Genomic DNA, 18,964 nt, shown 5'->3' with positions numbered 1-18,964 from the left:
GGGGACCTGATGCTGCTCACCATCGACGTCGGTAACACGCATACCGTTCTCGGCCTGTTCGAGGGCGAGGAGGTCATCGAACACTGGAGGATCAACACCGATCCGCGGCGCACCGCCGACGAGATCGCCGTCGTCCTCCAGGGCCTGGTCCAGCAGAGCCCGCTGCTGGCCGAAACCGATATCAGCGGCATCGCCCTTTGCTCCACCGTTCCGTCGGTTCTGCATGAGATGCGGGAAATGTGCCGCCGTTACTACGGCGACGTGGCCGCGGTGATCGTTGAGCCCGGGGTCAAGACCGGCGTTCCGGTACGGATGGACAACCCCAAGGAGGTCGGCGCCGACCGCATCGTCAACGCGCTCGCCGCCGTGCACCTGCACAGCGGCCCCGCGATCGTCGTCGACTTCGGCACCGCCACCACGTTCGACGCCGTCTCCGCCAAGGGCGAGTACGTCGGCGGCGCGATCGCCCCGGGCATCGAGATCTCCATCGACGCCCTGTCCGTCCGCGGGGCCCAGCTGCACAAGATCGAACTCCAGCGTCCCCGGAACGTGGTCGCCAAGAACACCGTCGAGGCCCTCCAGTCCGGCATAATCTTCGGCTTCGCGGGCCAGGTCGACGGCATCGTCGAGCGGATGTCCGAAGAGCTCGCCGAGGACCCCGACCAGGTCACGGTCATCGCCACCGGCGGCCTGGCCCCCCTCGTCCTGGAGGAGGCGCGCACCATCGACGTCTTCGAGCCCTGGCTGACCCTCGTGGGGCTCCGCCTGATCTACGAACGCAACACTCCCTGACGCCTCCTTCGTGGAAGTAGTGCCTGGGGGCCTACCGGACGGGATACAAGATCGGCATAGTGATCGCCGAACTTCGTGATCTCTCGTTCTCCTCCAGGAGCCGTTGTGAATATCGTTCAGCGCCTGGTCGCCGTGAGCACGGCGACCGCCGCCGCCGGTGCCCTCGTCCCGGCCGCGCACGCCACCGCCGACGCGCCCGTTCCGCCCGTTCCGACCGCGACCGCGACCGCGACCGCGCAGGTTGCCGGCGCGCAGGCCGCTGGCGCGCTTGCGGCCAATCCGTGCGATGCCAAGAACCTGCGGGTCATCCCGGTGCCGAAGTCCAAGGACCCCAAGGTCGGCCTCAAGATGCGGCTCACCAAGGAACGCGGCGAGGGAGGCGGTACCGATTATTGGGCCGAGTTCGTGGTCACGTACTGCCCGAACAACGTCAACCCCGCGCACCTCAAGCGACCGTCCCAGCGTGAGGTCGTCCTGAAGTTCGCGGTCACCCGTGGGAAGAAGAGGGAGACCGTCACCTGCCAGCGCGGCCAGTACTTCTGGCGGCACGCGGCGTGGCAGCGGCACGCCAAGAAGCCCAAGCCGATGTTCCAACGTTGCCGCATCGGGCTGCCGAACCACAAGGGCACGTGGAAGGGCTCCGCCACGCTCACCTACGACGTCTCCACCGACAAGCGGAAGCCGTACGTGTTCAAGGTCGGGAACGCCGTCCTCAAGTGATCATGCACAAGTCGTTCGCGGGGCATCGATCCGGCTCGATAGCCTGGTGCCGTGAGTGACGAGACCTACGACGACCTTCCGGAGCAGATGCGGGTGCGCCGGGAGAAGCTCGACCGGCTCCGCGAGAGCGGCATCGACCCCTATCCGGTGACCTTCCCCCGAACGGCGACGATCGCCGAGATCCGGGAGAAATACCCCGAGCTGGAGCCGGGCACCGAGACGGGCGAGAAGGTCGGCGTCACCGGTCGCGTCATGCTGGTCCGCAACACCGGCAAGCTGTGCTTCGCCACCATCCGCGACGGCAGCGGCGACATCCAGGTGATGTTGTCGCTGGCCAAGGTGGGGCAGGAGGCGCTGGACGCGTGGAAGCGCGACGTCGACCTCGGCGACCACGTCGGCGTCGAGGGCGAGGTCATCACGTCCAGGCGCGGCGAGCTGTCGGTCATGGCCGACTCGTTCGCGATCACGTCGAAGTGCCTGCGGCCGCTGCCGGAGAAGCACGCCGGGCTCACCGATCCCGAGGCGCGGGTCCGGCAGCGGTACGTCGACCTGATCGTGAACGACGAGGCACGCAAGATGGCGCACGTACGCAGCGCCACCGTGCGGGCCGTCCGCGACTTCTGGCACAACGAGGGCTACCTCGAGGTCGAGACCCCGATGTTGCAGCCCATCCACGGCGGCGCGGCGGCGCGTCCGTTCAAGACGCACATCAACGCGTACGACATGGAGCTCTACCTGCGCATCGCGATCGAGCTCTACCTCAAGCGGCTCGTCGTGGGCGGCATCGAGAAGGTCTTCGAGATCAACCGGAACTTCCGGAACGAGGGCGCCGACTCCACGCACAACCCCGAGTTCACGATGCTGGAGGCGTACGGCACCTACCTCGACTACAACGACATGGCCGACCTGACCCAGCGGATGTACCAGAACGCGGTCGTCGCGGCGCTGGGCACCACGGTCGTCGTGCACGAGGGCCAGGAGATCGACCTCGGGCTGGCCGAGTGGCCGCGGATCACGCTGTACGGCTCGGTGTCGGCGGCACTCGGCGAGGAGATCACCCCGCACACGCCGATCGAGCAGGTACGCAAGCACGCCGACGCGCGCGACATCTCCTGGGACCCCAAGTGGGGGCAGGGAAAGCTCGTCCAAGAGATCTTCGAGGAACTGGTCGAGCACACCCTCGTGCAGCCCACGTTCGTCATGGACTACCCCGTGGAGACCTCGCCGCTGACCCGCCAGCACCGCGAGGAGCCGCTGCTCACCGAGAAGTGGGACCTGATCGGGTTCGGGACGGAGCTGGGCACCGCCTACTCCGAGCTGATCGACCCGATCGAGCAGCGGCGCCGGCTCACCGAGCAGTCACTGCTCGCGGCGGGCGGCGACCCCGAGGCGATGCAACTGGACGAGGACTTCCTGCGGGCGCTGGAGTACGCCATGCCGCCCACCGGCGGCATGGGCGCCGGCATCGACCGCATGATCATGGCATTCACCGGCCGAAACATCCGCGAGACGATTCTCTTCCCCCTGGTCAAGCCCGAGTAACGGTCCCTGGGTGACCGGCCGTGATCGCCACAGGCGTACGGCCGGTGTGGAAGGTGCTCCTCACTCCAGGGACATCAGGCGGACTCACGGATGACGAGCTCGGGCGTTAGTACTACCTGACGGTGGCGGTGGCGCTTGCCCTCGGCGGCTTCGGCGAGGGCGAGCTCCGCGGCCTCGTGGCCGAGCTCCCGGCGCGGCTGGCGGATGGTGGTCAACGGGACCGCGGCACTGGTGGCCAGCTCGATGTCGTCGTAACCGATCACGGCGACGTCCTCCGGGACCCCCACGCCGAGCCGCAGCAACTCGTTGATCAGCCCGATGGCGAGCAGATCGTTGGCGCAGAAGACGCCGTTCGGCAACTCGGGGAGCTCCATCAGCCGCCGCGCCGCCGCGCGGCCCTCGGTCGGCGTCAGCGCGTTCTGGGTCAGCGTGACGAGCTCGCCGCCACCGGCCTTGGCCAGCGTGCGGGCCGCGCCGTTGCGGCGCTCGACACAGGGCAGCGGCTCGGGGAGGCCGGTCACGAACGCCAGGCGTTCTCTCCCGAGGCCGAGCAGGTGGCCGGCGGCGATGTCCCCGCCCGCGACATGATCGACCTGGGCGAAGCAGACGTCGGGAGCCGAGTGGTCGAGGAGCACCACGGTCATGCCCGAGGCGCGCAGCCGGTCGATCTCCGTCGCGCCCAGGCCCACCGGAATGATCAGCACGCCGGCGGCCCGCTGCTCCTCCAGCAGTTCGAGGATGCGGCGCTCCTTCTCCGCGGAGTGGTCGCTCGTCAACCACAGCGCGTCATGGCCCGCCTCGTTCAGCGCCATCTCCGCACCGCGGGCGACGTCGGTGGCGTAGGGATTGGTCAGGTCCTCCACGACGATTCCGAACGCGCGGGCACGCCCCGCGTCGGCCTGACGGAGCCGTCTGGCGGACTCATTGCGGACGAATCCGAGTTCCTCGATCGCCGCACGTACGCGATCACGGGTGGCTTCGGCCACGAGATCTGGCCGGTTTAGGACATTCGAAACGGTCCCAACTGAGACTCCGGCACGTCTCGCGACTTCCCGAATACTGGTGGGCGGCAACTCACTCCTCGTCGACCCCGGATCTGTTTACGCAGGTAATCGAGCTTCGCCTGCGAGCCCCCGTGAGATCCATCACGGTTGGTAGCCATACAAGCACACAAAGTGCCCAATCGGCGCTTGACGGGCCGGATCCGGCCGCCTAGCGTTCCGAGCCGAAGCGTAGCTTGAAACGATTCACGATCATCGTTGGCTTACGGGTCGGCGGATCGGACGAGAAGGGATGGGGCTGCAGTGGCTGGCGATCATGACCCGTCCCCGCACGAGACGTTCCCCACCGGTGCACGGCCGTCCACGTCGTCGTGGACGGTTCCGTCGCGCCCGAAGGTTTGTCCTCGTTCGGTTGGCCAACGAGTGAATCGTTACCCGGAGTTCCCGCACGGCGCCCCGCAATCGACCTATCGGCCACCTCCGGCCAAGCATGCGAGACAGAAAAGGAAATAGATGATCTAAGTCCGGTGGCTCCGGACCCGGCAACCCAACGCGTACAGATCGAGGCCTACCCGTGCCTGTGCAGCGGACGGCTGCATCCCCGCGGTCATCACCACGGACGAGGGAGGACGGAGTGGAACAGGCCACACTCGCACGTCGTGGCACTGACGATCTGCGATTGAACGAGGAGGAGATCAAGCTGCTCGCGCAGATCGCCAGCGGTGTCACCGCCGATGTGGCGGCACGCAAACTCGAGCTGAGCGCGCGGACGTTGAGGCGGCGTCTGCGCACGATCTGTGATCGGCTCGAAGTCAACACCCCTATCGAGGCCGTGGTGTGGGCGGCCCGAAGGCAACTCATCTGAGCAGTCCGGTAGCGAGAGAAGAACTCCGTCCGTCCCCGCAGCGGCGACGCCGACGTCCTGACAGGTAGGTCCCTGCAGGCGGCGTCGCCGCGGACGAGGTTCGTCAACAGGCGGCGGCCACGGGGGGACGCCGCGCTACCGAAGGTTGCGTTCTGCGCAGCACGCCCCATTCAGCAACCGCCCCACAGCGGCGCACCGCGCCAGCGGGATCCCACCGCGGCGCGTTCTCCACGGACCTGCAACATCGGCGGAGCGCTGCGTAGAGGCGCCACCGGAGTACAGCGCCAGCGGAATGCCCTGCGGCGCGTCAGCGGCGCGTCCCATCGACAGCGCCGCGCGCCAGCGGTGTGCTGCCCGGGCGGCGCGCTGCGCCGGTGGAGTGTTGCGCGGGCGGACGTGCTGCGTCAGTGGTGTGGTGCGTAGGCCCGGCCGGCCGGACTGAACAGACGGAGCGCCGCCTAAGCGGCGCGCCGTGCCGACGCGTTGGCAGTGTGTTCCATCGGTGGCGTGTCGCGTCAACGGGTTGCTGTGCGGAGGCCGTGCTGCGTCGGCTGAGCGTTGCGTAGACGGAGTCTTGCATCAGCGGTGTGTTGCGCCGGGCGGGGTGGCGCTTGGGTGGTGTGGTGTTGGTGGCGGGTCGTGTCAGGCTACGCGGACGGCGCCGGCGTAGGGGCGGCCTTCCAGGGGTGAGATTTTGACGACGTCGCCGGTCTGGGGGGCGTGGAGGAACTTGCCGTCGCCCACGTACATGCCCATGTGGTGCAGGTCGCTGTGGAAGAAGACCAGATCGCCCGGCTGGAGCTGGCTGCGGGAGATGTGTGTGCCCGCGTTCCACTGGCTGCCGGTGTAGTGCGGAAGGCTGATGCCCACCTGCTTGTAGGCCCACATCGTCAGGCCCGAGCAGTCGAACGTGGACGGCCCGGCGGCACCCCAGACGTAGGGGCGGCCGATCTTGCCCATTGCGTAGCGGAGGGCTTGGGCGGCCTTGCCGGTACCTACGACGGGCAGCTTGGAGAGCTGCGTGGGGTCTTTCTTGACCAGGCGGCCACGGACCTTCTCGTAGAGAGAAGTGACCTTCTTGCGCTGGGACTCAAGCTGGGCGCGGAGCTGAGTGACCTGCTTGGCGCGCTCCTCGGCGGCCTTGCGCGCGCGCTGTGCGGCCTGCATGGCCTGCATCAGGCCCTGTACGCGCGTTCCGTCCTGGGTCGCGAAGTAGTGGAGGGTAGCGGCCTGGTCGAGGAGGCGCTGGGGGTCCTGGGAGGCGACGAAGGAGACCGTCGGGTCGGCGCCGCCCTGCATGTAGCTGGTGGCGGCGAGGCTGCCGACCTTCTCGCGGACGCCTTCGAGCGCCTTCTCCTGGCGTTTGGCGTTGTCAGTGGCGACCTTCGCGGCACGCTGCGACTGCTGGAGCTTCACCTTGAGGCCGTTGTACTGCTCGGTCAGCTGCTCGAGCTGGTCGGCGAGCTTGTACGCCTGGGTCCTGAGCTCCTTGGTGGAGGGCTCGGGGTCGGCGTGCGCCGGGAGCGCTGGAACGGCGGTGGCAATGATCGCGGCGGCGAGGGCGACGGCCCCCGCCTTGCTCCGTGAAAGACGGGCAGAGCGCGAAAGGGACGCAGGGCGCAATGGCTCCACTCATTCTCCTCTCCTCGTCCGCCTACCGAGTTAGCTGACGGGTTCGGGCCGGAGCAGCCCTTCCGCGGATGTGCGCGGTCAGCCGCGCGGATGCGGATTCACCCCAGTCGGTGTCGGTCCGAGGGTCATCCCCACGAACCCTCCGAAAGTGGGTTCCCGGCTCCTCGGAACGCTGGTTCGCGGCCCGTGGATTCGGCGGTTCGGCCACCATGATGCGGTGGCCGATGTCAGCGCAGGAGACTAACGGAGTCGGCCTTCGATGCCAACCAGAACATGCGAAATCGCGGGTGCGCCCTGAGTGATAGCCCCGGGGTCAGTGTGGCTTACGTCACCCCCGAGACAGGGGTGTGGTCGTTTTTGTCTAGTCACCCGCGTGCGCTACCTACGGTAAGGGTGCGTCCACTCCAGGTAAAGGCCGCTGGTTCGATAATGTCGCCTGTTTGTGGAAGTAGTGATCCGGCGAGCCCGTACCGCCGATGTGCAGGAGATCCGCCGGTTGGTCGACATGTACTCCGGTCCGGGGCGTCGGCTGCTCAGGAAGACCACGGTGACGCTGTACGAGGACGTGCAGGAGTTCTGGGTGGCCGAGGACCGGCAGGGAGAGCCGCAGATCGTTGGCTGCGGCGCGCTGCACGTGATGTGGGAAGACCTGGCCGAGGTGCGTTCGGTCGCGGTGGAGAAGGGGAACGGCGGCCGAGGCATCGGCCACCGCATCGTCAGCAAGCTGCTCGAGACCGCGCGGGACCTCGGCGTGGAACGGGTGTTCTGCCTTACCTTCGAGGTGGACTTCTTCGCGCGCCACGGGTTTCAGCCGATCCTGGGCACCCCGGTCTCGCCCGAGGTGTATGAGGAACTTCTCCGTTCGTACGACGATGGCGTGGCCGAGTTCCTGGACCTTGACCGGGTCAAGCCGAATACGTTGGGGAATACCCGGATGTTGCTTCGCCTGGAGGACTGACCGATGAGTGAATCCCCCCATCGCGGGCGGCCGCCGTACCCGCAGGCGTCGGGCCCTGGGCAACACTGGCAGGGTGGCCAAGTGCCGCCTCAGCAGTACTGGCAGGGTGGCCAGCCTCCGCCGCAGCAGCAGTGGCAGCCCGCCGGTGTGTCGCAGCCGTACTACGACGACACGGCCGAAGCGGCCGAACTCCCCCTCGCCCCGATCCTGCGCCGCGCGGGCGCGCGCCTCATCGACTACGTGCTCGTGGCGGTCTTCGGTTTCGCCCTCGTGCTGCCGGTCGCGCTCGGGGTGATCGGTCTCGACACCGCCGGGGACAAGGCCAACACCGAGGGCGGTATCTGGAACTGGCCGATCATCTTCACGCTTTTCACGGTGCTGTCGGTGCTGCCTTTCATTTATGAGGCGGTGCAGCTGGCCATGTGGGGGCGGACGCTCGGCAAGCGCGTCCTCGGGCTGGGCGTGGTCCAGGTGCGCCCTGCCGGTGAGGCGCTCACGACATATCAGGCGGTTTGGCGGGCGGCGATCAACAACGTCGCCTACCAGATCGGCGTCTTCGTCTTTCTGGCGCTCGCGGTGATGATCTGGGACTACCTGGCGTACGGCATGTTGCTCGTCTGGGCCGGCGCACTCATGGCCTACCTGTGGGCGATCTGGGACCAGCCCCTGCACCAGTCCCTGCACGACCGCATGGCGGGCACGCTAGTGATCGACGAACGCGGCCAGTACGCGGAGTACGACGAGACCGCCGAGTACGAGGCCTGACAGGCGCAGCACCGTGTCCACGTCCGAACCCCCTCCACCCCCCAACAAACCCCCTCCGTCGGGCTCGGATTCGCCCACCTCCGATCCGTCTGACTCCGTCCCACGGGATGCCGCTACGCCTGACCCGAGTCCGTCTGACTCGGACCCGCCTAGCTCCGTCCCGCCGGAGGCGGCTACCTCTGGCTCCGGCCCGGCTAGCTCCGGCCCACCGCAGGCGGCTACCTCTGGCTCGGGCTCGCCTGGCTCCGGACTGCCTGGCTCCGGACTGCCGGACGCCGTTACGCCTGGCTCAGTTCCGAATGACTCGGGCCTGCCTAGCTCCAGCTTGCCCGGCTCGCAGGAGGCAGCTGCGCCCGGCTGGGGCCTACCCGGCCCTGCCCGGCCGGAGGCGCCTCCGTCTGACTTGGGCTCGCCAGGCTCCGGACTCCCGAATGCCGCTACGCCTGCCCCGGGTCCGTCTGGTTCCGGCGCGCTCGGTTCCGGTCCGTCGGGGTCGGCTGCGTCCGGCTTGGGTCCGTCCGGTTGCGCTCCGCCGGGCGCCGCTGCGCCTGACTCGGGTCCGTCTAGCTCTGGTCCGTCCGGGTCTGGCTCGCCGGAGTCGGCTCTGTCTGGCTCGGATGCGGCTGGCTCGGACGCCGCTGCGGCGGATTTGGGTCCGTCGGGGGCTGGTGAGGGTGGGCGGGGGTTCGGGGTGGGGGCGGCTGGGCCGTCTGGTTTTGTCGGAGAGGGGACGGGCGCGTTCGGCCTAGCCGGTGCTCCGGGTAGGGCAGATGACGCGTCACCTTCGTTCTCAGGGCCGTTGGAGGGGGAGGTTTCGGTGTCCTCGGGGAGCGGCGGCTCCGTGGACGAGTCTTGGGAAGAGCCGGGCGGGACGGTGGTTACGCCCGGCGGGGGCGTTGTTTCAGTGCACTTGGTCGGTGAATACGTCGGCTCGTCCAAGCCCCGCCCCGCCGATTATGTGGCTGGGAGATCTGGGGGTGTTTCGGGGGTTCCGCCGAAGGTCGCCGCGGCCGGTATTGGCGCGGCGGTTTCCCGGGAAGGGGCCTCGTCCGTCCCTTCGGCCGCGGAGATGGAGCTCGCCGAGCCGGGGCAGAGATTGCTGGCTCGCATCGTCGACACGCTCGTGGTCGGGTTGCCGGTCGCGATGGTCGTTCGGGAGGCCTTCCCCGGGCAGGAGGCCGACATCGTCTTGCCGCCGGCCGTCGCCGGGGTCCTCTTTCTTTATGAGTGGCTTCAGCTCGCCCTGTGGGGCCGCACGATCGGCAAGCGCTTCGCCGGCATCGAGGTCGTACGAATGGATTCCGGCAAACCGGGCGTGTGGCGTGCCTTCCAGCGCGCGGTGGCGTACTCGGGCCCGATCGCGCTGAGGCCGGTGGCGATCCTGGGCGTTCTCGCGGGCCTCTTCTGGGTCGCGAACGTGGCGGCAATGTACGAAGGAGGGCAACGCCAGGCCCTTCATGACCGTCTTGTCGGGACACTCGTGGTCAAACGTGCCAGGAACACGAGGTCTGGTCGCTGACGTCGGCTGGTATGCGGTCCGCCGCGACCGTGTGACGGCATTGACGGCTTTTCCGCTGATATAGGCATGCGTGCAGGTGCAGCGGCCGTGCTTGCACGTGCGGATGGCAACGGATTTCGTCGAGATCGTCGGGAGCGGAATCTATCCACATCCCGGCGGACGGTCCTGATCACCCGCGGGTGACGGCGGCGGGGGTGCATTCGGTCCGGTGGCGGTGGTGGTTAGTACCGTTACGTGGGGGTTAAACGATGGCTCCGGGATCGGTGTTGCCGCGTCCGTTAAGGTGGCGCCGGGCGTATTTCTCTCCCGGTTGGGCCCGTCCGGGAAAGCCGGTCGTGCGCGAATGCAAGATCGATGGCCCAGGTCAGGTGCCTCATGGTGACCCCCGTCACGTCGAAATCATCCCGTGCGCCCTGGCCGGACAATTCATGCGGGCCCCCTCCGGCGCCCCGCTGTCAGCGACTGCCTATCCGGTGGATGGCGGATTCGGTGACCATGATTACTTTGAGTTACCGGCAGGGAAGGAAACTTCATCGCGAGTGTTGAATTGTCATCGGTCGACTTCGCGGTATATCTTTGTCAACCGAATGCAGTTTGCTCCAGCTGAAAGGTCTGTCCCCATGGCACAGAAGGTTCAGGTGCTTCTCGTCGACGACCTCGACGGTGGCGAGGCGGACGAGACCGTGGCGTTCTCGCTCGACGGCGCCTCCTACGAGATCGATCTCAGTAGCGCCAACGCAAAGAAGCTGCGGGATTCTCTGCAGCCGTTCGTGGAGAAGTCGCGTAAGGCCGGCACCGTGCGTCGGCGCCGTCCGCGCGGTGCGTCCAGCCGCGAGCGGAGTGCCGACATCCGCGCCTGGGCCAAGCAGCGCGGCATCAAGGTCAACGAGCGTGGCCGTATCCCGCAGAACGTTGTCGAGCAGTACGAGGCGGCTCACTGACCCACCTCGCTTCGGCGGCCCGCCCCGACAACGGGGGCGGGCCGTTCGCTTCTGGCGTAGCGTTCGGTGGATTGCGACGCCCGCGAGGAGGTAGACAGGCCTCATTCGGCTAATCCGTCCCTGTACGGCATGAATGACCCCCCTTGCCGTGAACGACCTGCTGAAAAGCCCCGTTCGCTTGCGGCGTAGCGGGAACATGACGCACCGGTGGGGTAGTTGGATGAGGATGAACAGCGCTTAGCTGGGGAACGTCTCCTGGTGGGAGTGCACCGGGTTGGCCTTCTCGGGGCGGGCTAGCATGCGGGAGGACAGGACCGGACGTTCCGGACTCTGCCCAACCGCTCTGTGAGGAGCGACGAGATGTTCGAGAGGTTTACCGACCGCGCGCGGCGGGTTGTCGTTCTGGCTCAAGAAGAGGCCAGGATGCTCAACCACAACTACATCGGCACCGAGCACATCCTCCTGGGTCTGATCCACGAGGGTGAGGGTGTCGCTGCCAAGGCTTTGGAGAGCCTGGGAATCAGCCTCGAGGCGGTGCGCCAGCAGGTCGAGGAGATCATCGGCCAGGGTCAGCAGGCGCCGTCGGGTCACATCCCGTTCACTCCGCGCGCCAAGAAGGTCCTTGAGCTGTCACTGCGTGAGGCGTTGCAACTGGGCCACAACTACATCGGCACTGAGCACATCCTGCTCGGGCTGATCCGTGAGGGCGAGGGCGTCGCAGCCCAGGTCCTGGTCAAGCTCGGCGCTGACCTCAACCGGGTCCGCCAGCAGGTCATCCAGTTGCTGCACGGCTACTCGGGCAAGGAGCCCGCGGCCTCGGGCGGCCCGACCGAGTCGGCGCCGTCGACGTCCCTTGTGCTCGACCAGTTCGGCCGCAATCTCACTCAGGCCGCCCGGGAAGGCAAGCTCGACCCGGTGATCGGGCGGGACAAGGAAATCGAGCGGGTCATGCAGGTGCTCTCCCGCCGTACCAAGAACAACCCGGTCCTGGTGGGCGAGCCGGGCGTCGGCAAGACCGCCGTCGTCGAGGGGCTCGCGCAGAAGATCGTCAAGGGCGAGGTGCCCGAGACGCTCAAGGACAAGCAGCTCTACACGCTGGACCTCGGCGCGCTGGTCGCCGGCTCCCGCTACCGCGGTGACTTCGAGGAACGCCTGAAGAAGGTCCTCAAGGAGATCCGTACGCGCGGCGACATCATCCTGTTCATCGACGAGCTGCACACGCTCGTCGGAGCGGGCGCCGCGGAGGGCGCGATCGACGCCGCCAGCATCCTCAAGCCGATGCTGGCCCGCGGCGAGCTGCAGACCATCGGCGCGACCACGCTGGACGAGTACCGCAAGCACCTGGAGAAGGACGCCGCACTGGAGCGCCGCTTCCAGCCGATCCAGGTCGCCGAGCCGTCGCTCAGCCACACCATTGAGATCCTCAAGGGCCTGCGGGACCGGTACGAGGCGCACCACCGCGTCTCGATCACCGACAGCGCCCTGGTCGCGGCCGCCCAGCTGGCGGACCGTTACATCAGCGACCGGTTCCTGCCGGACAAGGCGATCGACCTCATCGACGAGGCCGGTTCGCGGATGCGCATCCGCCGGATGACCGCGCCGCCGGACCTGCGCGAGTACGACGAGAAGATCGCCGACGTGCGGCGCGAGAAGGAGTCCGCGATCGACGCGCAGGACTTCGAGAAGGCCGCCGCGCTCCGCGACTCCGAGAAGCAGCTCCTGGCGCAGAAGGCGCAGCGCGAGAAGGAATGGAAGGCCGGCGACATGGACGTCGTCGCCGAGGTGACCGAGGAACTGATCGCCGAGGTCCTCGCCACCGCGACCGGCATTCCGGTGTTCAAGCTCACCGAGGAGGAGACCACGCGTCTGCTCCGCATGGAGGACGAGCTGCACAAGCGGGTCATCGGCCAGGAGGACGCCATCAGGGCGCTCTCGCAGTCGATCCGGCGTACCCGCGCCGGCCTGAAGGACCCCAAGCGTCCCGGTGGCTCGTTCATCTTCGCCGGCCCGTCCGGTGTCGGTAAGACCGAGCTGTCCAAGACGCTGGCGGAGTTCCTGTTCGGTGACGAGGACGCGCTCATCCAGCTCGACATGAGCGAGTTCATGGAGAAGCACACCGTCTCGCGTCTGTTCGGGTCTCCGCCCGGATATGTCGGGTACGAGGAGGGCGGCCAGCTGACGGAGAAGGTGCGCCGCAAGCCTTTCTCGGTCGTGCTGTTCGACGAGATCGAGAAGGCCCACCCGGACATCTTCAACTCGCTGCTGCAGATCCTGGAGGACGGTCGCCTGACCGACGCCCAGGGCCGGGTCGTGGACTTCAAGAACACCGTCATCATCATGACGACGAACCTGGGTTCCAAGGACATCTCCAAGGGCGTCTCGATGGGCTTCGCCCGTTCGAACGACGACCAGGGCTCGTACGAGCGGATGAAGGCCAAGGTGTCGGAGGAGCTCAAGCAGCACTTCCGGCCCGAGTTCCTCAACCGCGTCGACGACACGGTGGTCTTCCACCAGCTCACGCCGAAGGAGATCATCGAGATCGTGGATCTCATGATCGCCAAGGTCGACGAGCGGCTGAAGGACCGCGACATGGGTCTGGAGCTCAAGCAGGAGGCCAAGGACCTGCTGGCGGAGCGGGGTTACGACCCCGTCCTCGGCGCCCGGCCGCTGCGCCGGACCATCCAGCGGGAGATCGAGGACAACCTGTCCGAGAAGATCCTCTACAACGAGCTCAAGGCCGGCCAGATCGTGATCGTCGGCACCGAGGGCGCCGGTGACGAACGGAAGTTCACGTTCAAGGGCGTGCCCAAGCCGACCGGCGTGCCGGACAGCCCGCCCCCCATCGAGGGCGCGGTCAACTTCAACAAGGACTGACGAGAGGTCGACAAGACCTGACCCGAAGTCCTGAGGCAGGGCCCGTACCGACGCGTTCGGTACGCGCCCTGCCGCTTTCCACGGGTGGTCGGGTTATCCAAAGAAAAACGATCGTCATGGCGCGTTGTGGGGCTTGTCTTTGCGGCCTCCTGCGGTCAGGTACGGGCGAGGGGTCGTGAAGGGCGATACCGTCCCTGATCATGATGACTCGGCGCGCCAGGGGAGCTGGAACGGTCGCGAGCATGGTCGCGGCCACCGGAGCGGTCCTGGTTGGGCTGAACGCGGAGGCCACGTGGCCGGACGCCCAGCGCACCGCCACCGAGCCCCAAGCGGCCGCAGCCAACATTCAGGCGGGCGTGGTGGGGCCTCGGCCGCTTGCGGGCAAGGTGATTGTCATCGATCCGGGACACAACGGGCTCAACTACAGGTATCCGAAGGTGATCAACCGGAAGGTGCCGGCGGGGCCGCGTAAGAAGGCTTGCGACACTACGGGCACTGCGACCACCTCGGGGTACGCCGAGCACGCGTTCAACTTCGACGTGGCGCAGCGGCTGGCCAAGATCTTGCGTGCTCAGGGGGCGACGGTACGGCTGACACGGCCGCACAACCGGGGTGTGGGCCCCTGCATCAATCAGCGGGCCGCCATTGCCAACCGGCTGCGCGCCGATGCGGCGATCTCCATCCATGCCGATGGCGCGGCTTCGTCCCGGCGGGGCTTCCATGTGATCCTGCCTGGGTACGTGAAGGGTTACACCGGGCCGATCGTGAAGCCGTCCAAGCGGCTGGGTTACGACGTGCGCGCCGCGTTCCGCAAGCTGCAGCCGTACGCGAACTACGTCGGCGGCGACGGGCTCGACGTACGTACGGACCTCGGCGGGCTCAACCTTTCCAAGGTGCCCAAGGTCTTCATCGAATGCGGCAACATGCGCAACCGGACGGACGCGTCGAGGCTCAAGAGCGCCTCCTGGCGGCAGAAGGCCGCGCAGCGCCTGGCCGCCGGTCTCGGGACCTACCTGCGTCGCTGAGCCGTTCTGTCAGACCCGCGACCTAGTATTCGAATATGCGTTCGAATGTGCTCGGTTCGGCGGCGGACTTCCGGCGGCGGCACGGCCTGTCCCTCCACTCCGACGTGGCGCAACTCTTCATGCGCGACATGAGAGCGAACGCCCCGCCACAACTGCCGATCTTCCGATCCCGGCTGCAAGGCGAGCTTCTGGCGCGGCTGCTCCTCGGGCCGGACCGGGAGATGACCATGCTCGACCTCGCCGTCATGCTCCGCGCCGATCTCGGCTCGGTCATGCGCGAGGTGGACCGGCTCGCCCGCGCGGGGTTGCTCGTGCTGCGGCGCACGACGGCCGGACGCATGGTGCGCCGTGACACGGCGACGCCGCTGTACGAGCCGTTGGCGCGGTTGCTGATGCTCACGTTCGGCCCGAAAGCCGTCGTCGCCGAGGAGTTCGGCCGCCTGCCCGGGGTCGTGGAGGTCCTGCTGTTCGGTGCCTGGGCCGAACGCTACGAGGGCGAAGGCTCCGTGGGTGATCCACCTGGGGACGTCGAGGTCCTGGTGATCGGAGAGCTCTCCCACGCACGCGCGTTCGACGCGGCGCAGGAGGCCACCGCGCGACTGGGCCTGCCCGTCCATCCCGTCGTACGTTCGGCGCGACACTGGAAGGAGGACGACGACCCGTTCCTGCGCGAGATCCGCGCCGGCGCCCTCCACCCGGTCGATCATTAGTCGGCCGATGCGAGCCAAGCGTCGATCTCGGTGCGCAGCCGGGCCTTCAGGTCGGCCGGTGCGAACGAGGCGTCCACGCCCGCCCGGGCCAGGTCGGCCAGCTCGGCGTCGTCATAGCCGAACGTCTCGCGGATCCGCGCGTACTCGCCGGTCAGCGGGGTGCCGATCATGACCGGGATATCGGTGTTGATCGTCACCTTGAGCCCCGCCTCCCGCAGGCGGGGCAGCGGGTGCTCCGCCAGCGACGGTACGAAGCCGAGCGCGACGTTCGACGACGGGCAGACCTCCAGCGGGATCCCGCGGTCGCGGACCTCCGCCACCAGATCAGGGTCGTCCAGCACCCGCACCCCGTGCCCGAGCCGCTCGGTCCGCCCGGACGTGATCGCCTGCCGGATGCTCGCGGCGCCCTCCGCCTCACCGGCGTGATGGACGACGTGCAGCCCCGCGTCCCGGGCCGCCGCGAAGACCTCGACGAACGGATCGCCCGGGAACGCCTCGTCCCCGGCCAGTCCCACCGCCACGACCTCCTCGTGCCGCCGGGCCAGGTCGAGCGTCCGCCACGCGCGCTCGACCGACCGGCGCCGGGAGTGGTCGAGCAGCAGGCGGACCTCGATCCCGAAGTCCCGCCCGCCCTCGGCCAGGCCCTCCAGCACCGCCGCCAGCGGCATGTCCAGGTCGCCGAGCCGCTCGCCATGGGCCGCCGCCGTGAACGACAGCTCCGCATAGCGGGTGCCCTGCGCGGCCTCGTCCCTGCAGTACTCGTACGCGACGCGCCGGAAGTCGTCCGCCGTCAGAAGGCAGTTCCGGACGAGATCGTTCTGCACGAAGAAGTCGGAGAACCCGCCGAAGACATAACCCTCGCGAAGGTGCTCGGGAATCTCGATCCCGTTCGCCTTACCGATCTCCCGGAGCGTCGGCCACGCGACCGTGCTCTCAAGATGAACATGCAGGTGGGCCTTGGGAAGCAGCAAGAGATCACGCACTGCCACACCGTATGACCGGGGACGGTGCCGGAGCCACACGATTAAACGCCGCCGAAAACCATTGGACGGGTGGCTCCCCGAGCCCGGATCCTGCCCTTGATGGGCAAGCTGGACCTGATCGCGGCGCGCGTCGCCGGCGGCGCCACCGTGCGATTCCGCCCGACGGGTTCCTCGATGGTGCCGCTGATCCGGAGCCGCGACCTCGTCACGGTCGCCCCCGTCGATCCCGCCAAGCTCGAAGTCGGCGACATCGTTCTCGCCAAGGTCGCCGGGACGGTCTACCTGCACCTGGTGTCGGCCCTCGATCCCGCTCGCGGACGCGTGCAGATCAGCAACAACCGCGGCCGCGTCAACGGCTGGACGCAACACGCCCGCGTCTACGGCATCTGCGTGTCCGTCGAGGACACGCCGCGCCCCCGAGCCCAGGGCAAGATCGCCACTCCGCCCGATAGAGTGCCCGACGAGTCCTAAGGAGGTGGGTTGATGACTGTCATGCGGAGCACCGGTGCTGCCATGCCCGGTGACAAGCTCGTCCCCACCTTTCCTGCTCGCGGCTGAGGCGACCGCCCCGCGAGCCGTACTCCAAGGGATTTCTCCGTTGTCTGACAACGCCGCCTCTCACGAGGCTTTCTTCGCCCTGCACCACGGTCTTCCGCGGCAGGGCCCCGGCTCGGACGCGACGACGCGCCACCTGCTCGCCCTCGCGGGCCCCCTGCCGCCGCGTCCCCGAGCGCTCGATCTGGGCTGCGGCCCCGGCCGGGCGACCCTGCTGCTGGCCGCGGAGGCCGGCGCCGACGTGACGGCCGTCGACCTGCACGACCCGTTCCTGAACGAGCTGAACGCGGCGGCCGAGGCACGCGGCCTCGCCGGTTCGATCACCACCAGGTGCGCCGACATGACCGATCTCCCGTTCCGCGACGGGTCGTTCGACCTGGTGTGGGCCGAGTCCTCGGTGTACAACGTCGGCTTCGACACCGCGCTGCGCGCGTGGTGGCGGCTGCTCGCTCCAGGCGGCACCCTCGTGCTGACCGAGTGCGAGTGGACGGCCGCCGAGGTGTCCCCAGAGGCGCGCGCGTTCTGGGGCAAGCTCTATCCGCTGCGCAGCACCGCTGACAACACGCACGCCGCGCAGGCCGCCGGATACGAGGTGCTCGGCGTCTACACACAACCCGAGTCCGACTGGGACGAGTACTACGGTCCATTGGCCGAACGTGCGGACGCGGCCGATCCCGCCATTCCCGGCATGGCCGAGGCGCTCGCGGTCACCCGAGAGGAGATCGCCATGCGCCGCGACCACGGCACCGAGTACGGCTACACCGGCTACGTCCTGCGCCCCACCACCTGACGCCGACCAGCGCCCACCGACGTCGGCGAGCACCGAACGCGCCGACGTCGGTAGGCGCTGACCGCCACAGCATCGCCTGGGCTGGCGCCAGCGCTCGTGGCCGTTGCACCTGCTGGTGGCTGGTGGCATCGGATGGGCATTTGGCTTGTGAGGGCGGGCGCCCCGCTGGCATGCAATGGCGTTGGCTGGGGCCCGCTGCGCGGGCTGGCGCGGCATCGAGTACGGGTACGCCAGCTACGTCCTGCGCCCGCCAACGGACGCCGAGCAGTGCTTACTGATGTCGGCGAGTGCCGGAAGGGCTGATGTCGGATGGTGTTGGTTTGTGTTGGCAGCAGTGGGGTTGTCTGTGGGCGCTGCGGGTGGGTCAGGTTGGTAGGGCGTAGCGGCCGTCGTCTAGGGGGTCGACTAGGCCGTCTGCAATGAGGGTGTCTAGGGCTCGTTCGCGTTGGGGGGCGTTGGACCAGACGATGTCCAAGGCTGGCTTCTCTACGGGGCCTTCGGCTTGGCGGAGGACGGCCAATAGCCTGCCTCGGCATTGGCGGTCTGTTCCCGCGTACGTCTGGCCCTTGCGGGGTGGGCCGTCGTACGCGGGGCGGCCGTTGAGGTGCCAGGTGCACTTGTCGAGGACGGGGCAGTCCACGCAGCGTGGCGTGCGTGCGGTGCAGACCAGGGCGCCCAGTTCCATTACGGCTACCGACCAGCGGGCCGCGGTGGGTGGGTCTTGGGGGAGGACGGCTTCGGCTTGGGCTAGCTCGGCCTTGGTCTGGGACTTGGGCGGGTATTCGTCGCCGGCCAGGAGGCGTGCGAAGACTCGTCGGACGTTGGTGTCCAGGACGGCGTGGCGCTGGCGGAACGCGAAGCTGGCGACGGCGGCGGCTGTGTAGGAGCCGATGCCTGGGAGGGCCAGAAGGGCTTCGTGCGAGTCGGGGACCTCGCCGCCATGGCGTTCGACGATGGCTTGGGCGCTGCCGTGCAGGCGCAGGGCGCGGCGCGGGTAACCGAGGCGGCCCCAGGCCCGTACGGCCTCGCCGGAGGGTTCGGCGGCCAGGGCCGAGGGGGTGGGCCAGCGCGCCGTCCACTCGTGCCAGACGGGCAGCACCCGGTTGACCGGGGTCTGCTGGAGCATGATCTCGCTGACGAGCACGCCCCAGGGGGTGGCGGTGGGGGACCGCCAGGGGAGATCCCGGGCGTTCGCCTCGTACCAGGCGAGGATCGGGTCGGTGTAGGTGCTGTCCATCGGGAGTGAACCTACCGGGCTCGGCGGGTCGGCACGCCAATGAAGATCAAACAAT

Annotated in this window: 17 protein-coding genes and 1 riboswitch; of the genes, 13 read left to right on the top strand and 4 right to left on the bottom strand. The window is 68.1% G+C overall.

The window, feature by feature from the left end; translation table 11 throughout:
- The first annotated feature begins 9 nt into the window (after positions 1–9).
- From ABD333_RS23215 to lysX, 3 genes are all read left to right on the top strand, one after another.
- Entirely contained in the window at positions 10–792 is a 783-nt protein-coding gene (locus tag ABD333_RS23215) for a type III pantothenate kinase (protein ID WP_344544057.1), read from the top strand.
- A gap of 105 nt (positions 793–897) precedes the next feature.
- The gene (locus ABD333_RS23210; RefSeq protein ID WP_344544055.1) at positions 898–1,512 is read left to right on the top strand and encodes a hypothetical protein; all 615 of its coding nucleotides are present in this window, start codon (positions 898–900) and stop codon (positions 1,510–1,512) included.
- A gap of 51 nt (positions 1,513–1,563) precedes the next feature.
- Positions 1,564–3,054 (top strand): bifunctional lysylphosphatidylglycerol synthetase/lysine--tRNA ligase LysX, encoded by a 1,491-nt coding sequence (gene lysX, locus ABD333_RS23205; protein WP_344544054.1) that lies wholly within the window; start codon positions 1,564–1,566, stop codon positions 3,052–3,054.
- A 74-nt stretch (positions 3,055–3,128) separates the two neighbouring features.
- Here the strand turns inward: lysX and ABD333_RS23200 are convergent, their stop codons facing one another.
- Positions 3,129–4,127: a LacI family DNA-binding transcriptional regulator gene (locus ABD333_RS23200; protein ID WP_344544052.1), complete on the bottom strand. Its 999-nt coding sequence runs from the start codon at positions 4,125–4,127 to the stop codon at positions 3,129–3,131.
- A gap of 562 nt (positions 4,128–4,689) precedes the next feature.
- Here ABD333_RS23200 and ABD333_RS23195 point away from each other — a divergent pair.
- Positions 4,690–4,920, top strand: coding sequence for a LuxR family transcriptional regulator (locus tag ABD333_RS23195; protein WP_151559203.1), 231 nt, complete (start codon positions 4,690–4,692; stop codon positions 4,918–4,920).
- A 642-nt stretch (positions 4,921–5,562) separates the two neighbouring features.
- Here ABD333_RS23195 and ABD333_RS23190 read toward each other — a convergent pair.
- Entirely contained in the window at positions 5,563–6,552 is a 990-nt protein-coding gene (locus tag ABD333_RS23190; RefSeq protein ID WP_344544049.1) for an NlpC/P60 family protein, read from the bottom strand.
- Between the two features lie 3 nt (positions 6,553–6,555).
- A riboswitch (cyclic di-AMP (ydaO/yuaA leader) is annotated at positions 6,556–6,760 on the bottom strand.
- 234 nt (positions 6,761–6,994) lie between these two features.
- Here ABD333_RS23190 and ABD333_RS23185 point away from each other — a divergent pair.
- The 7 genes from ABD333_RS23185 to ABD333_RS23155 all read left to right on the top strand — a co-directional run bounded on the left by ABD333_RS23185 (position 6,995) and on the right by ABD333_RS23155 (position 15,344).
- Positions 6,995–7,510, top strand: a complete 516-nt coding sequence (locus ABD333_RS23185; RefSeq protein WP_410557024.1) for an amino-acid N-acetyltransferase — start codon at positions 6,995–6,997, stop codon at positions 7,508–7,510.
- Positions 7,511–7,591: 81 nt separating this feature from the next.
- Complete coding sequence (locus ABD333_RS23180) at positions 7,592–8,275, top strand: RDD family protein (RefSeq protein ID WP_344544047.1); 684 nt, start codon at positions 7,592–7,594, stop codon at positions 8,273–8,275.
- 1,069 nt (positions 8,276–9,344) lie between these two features.
- Entirely contained in the window at positions 9,345–9,794 is a 450-nt protein-coding gene (locus tag ABD333_RS23175) for an RDD family protein (protein WP_344544046.1), read from the top strand.
- Between the two features lie 620 nt (positions 9,795–10,414).
- Positions 10,415–10,735, top strand: coding sequence for a histone-like nucleoid-structuring protein Lsr2 (locus ABD333_RS23170; protein ID WP_151559200.1), 321 nt, complete (start codon positions 10,415–10,417; stop codon positions 10,733–10,735).
- A 360-nt stretch (positions 10,736–11,095) separates the two neighbouring features.
- Positions 11,096–13,609: an ATP-dependent Clp protease ATP-binding subunit gene (locus ABD333_RS23165; RefSeq protein ID WP_344544045.1), complete on the top strand. Its 2,514-nt coding sequence runs from the start codon at positions 11,096–11,098 to the stop codon at positions 13,607–13,609.
- 242 nt (positions 13,610–13,851) lie between these two features.
- The gene (locus tag ABD333_RS23160; RefSeq protein WP_344544044.1) at positions 13,852–14,634 is read left to right on the top strand and encodes an N-acetylmuramoyl-L-alanine amidase; all 783 of its coding nucleotides are present in this window, start codon (positions 13,852–13,854) and stop codon (positions 14,632–14,634) included.
- Positions 14,635–14,669: 35 nt separating this feature from the next.
- Complete coding sequence (locus tag ABD333_RS23155; protein ID WP_344544043.1) at positions 14,670–15,344, top strand: hypothetical protein; 675 nt, start codon at positions 14,670–14,672, stop codon at positions 15,342–15,344.
- On the opposite strand, the gene add is transcribed toward ABD333_RS23155, so the two are convergent.
- Complete coding sequence (add, locus tag ABD333_RS23150) at positions 15,341–16,327, bottom strand: adenosine deaminase (RefSeq protein WP_344544042.1); 987 nt, start codon at positions 16,325–16,327, stop codon at positions 15,341–15,343. The genes ABD333_RS23155 and add overlap by 4 nt on opposite strands.
- A gap of 99 nt (positions 16,328–16,426) precedes the next feature.
- On the opposite strand from add, the gene ABD333_RS23145 reads away from it, so the two are divergent.
- The gene (locus ABD333_RS23145; protein ID WP_344544041.1) at positions 16,427–16,798 is read left to right on the top strand and encodes a S24/S26 family peptidase; all 372 of its coding nucleotides are present in this window, start codon (positions 16,427–16,429) and stop codon (positions 16,796–16,798) included.
- 127 nt (positions 16,799–16,925) lie between these two features.
- Positions 16,926–17,672, top strand: a complete 747-nt coding sequence (locus tag ABD333_RS23140; protein ID WP_344544040.1) for a class I SAM-dependent methyltransferase — start codon at positions 16,926–16,928, stop codon at positions 17,670–17,672.
- Between the two features lie 364 nt (positions 17,673–18,036).
- Here ABD333_RS23140 and ABD333_RS23135 read toward each other — a convergent pair whose 3' ends face one another.
- Entirely contained in the window at positions 18,037–18,909 is an 873-nt protein-coding gene (locus ABD333_RS23135) for an HhH-GPD family protein (protein ID WP_344544039.1), read from the bottom strand.
- Positions 18,910–18,964: the final 55 nt, after the last annotated feature.

The organism is Actinomadura fulvescens, assembly GCF_039533225.1.
GTDB lineage: Bacteria > Actinomycetota > Actinomycetes > Streptosporangiales > Streptosporangiaceae > Spirillospora > Spirillospora fulvescens.
The sequence above is the reverse complement of the archived record's forward strand: the minus strand, read 5'-3'. Positions and strand labels throughout refer to the sequence as shown.

Excerpts from the sequence above, each read along its gene's own strand:
- ABD333_RS23215 (WP_344544057.1), top strand. The coding sequence starts at position 10 with ATGCTGCTCACCATCGACGTCGGTAACACGCATACCGTTCTCGGCCTG.
- ABD333_RS23175 (WP_344544046.1), top strand. The coding sequence starts at position 9,345 with ATGGAGCTCGCCGAGCCGGGGCAGAGATTGCTGGCTCGCATCGTCGAC.
- ABD333_RS23170 (WP_151559200.1), top strand. The coding sequence starts at position 10,415 with ATGGCACAGAAGGTTCAGGTGCTTCTCGTCGACGACCTCGACGGTGGC.
- ABD333_RS23165 (WP_344544045.1), top strand. The coding sequence starts at position 11,096 with ATGTTCGAGAGGTTTACCGACCGCGCGCGGCGGGTTGTCGTTCTGGCT.
- ABD333_RS23160 (WP_344544044.1), top strand. The coding sequence starts at position 13,852 with ATGGTCGCGGCCACCGGAGCGGTCCTGGTTGGGCTGAACGCGGAGGCC.
- ABD333_RS23155 (WP_344544043.1), top strand. The coding sequence starts at position 14,670 with ATGCGTTCGAATGTGCTCGGTTCGGCGGCGGACTTCCGGCGGCGGCAC.
- ABD333_RS23145 (WP_344544041.1), top strand. The coding sequence starts at position 16,427 with ATGGGCAAGCTGGACCTGATCGCGGCGCGCGTCGCCGGCGGCGCCACC.
- ABD333_RS23135 (WP_344544039.1), bottom strand. The coding sequence starts at position 18,909 with ATGGACAGCACCTACACCGACCCGATCCTCGCCTGGTACGAGGCGAAC.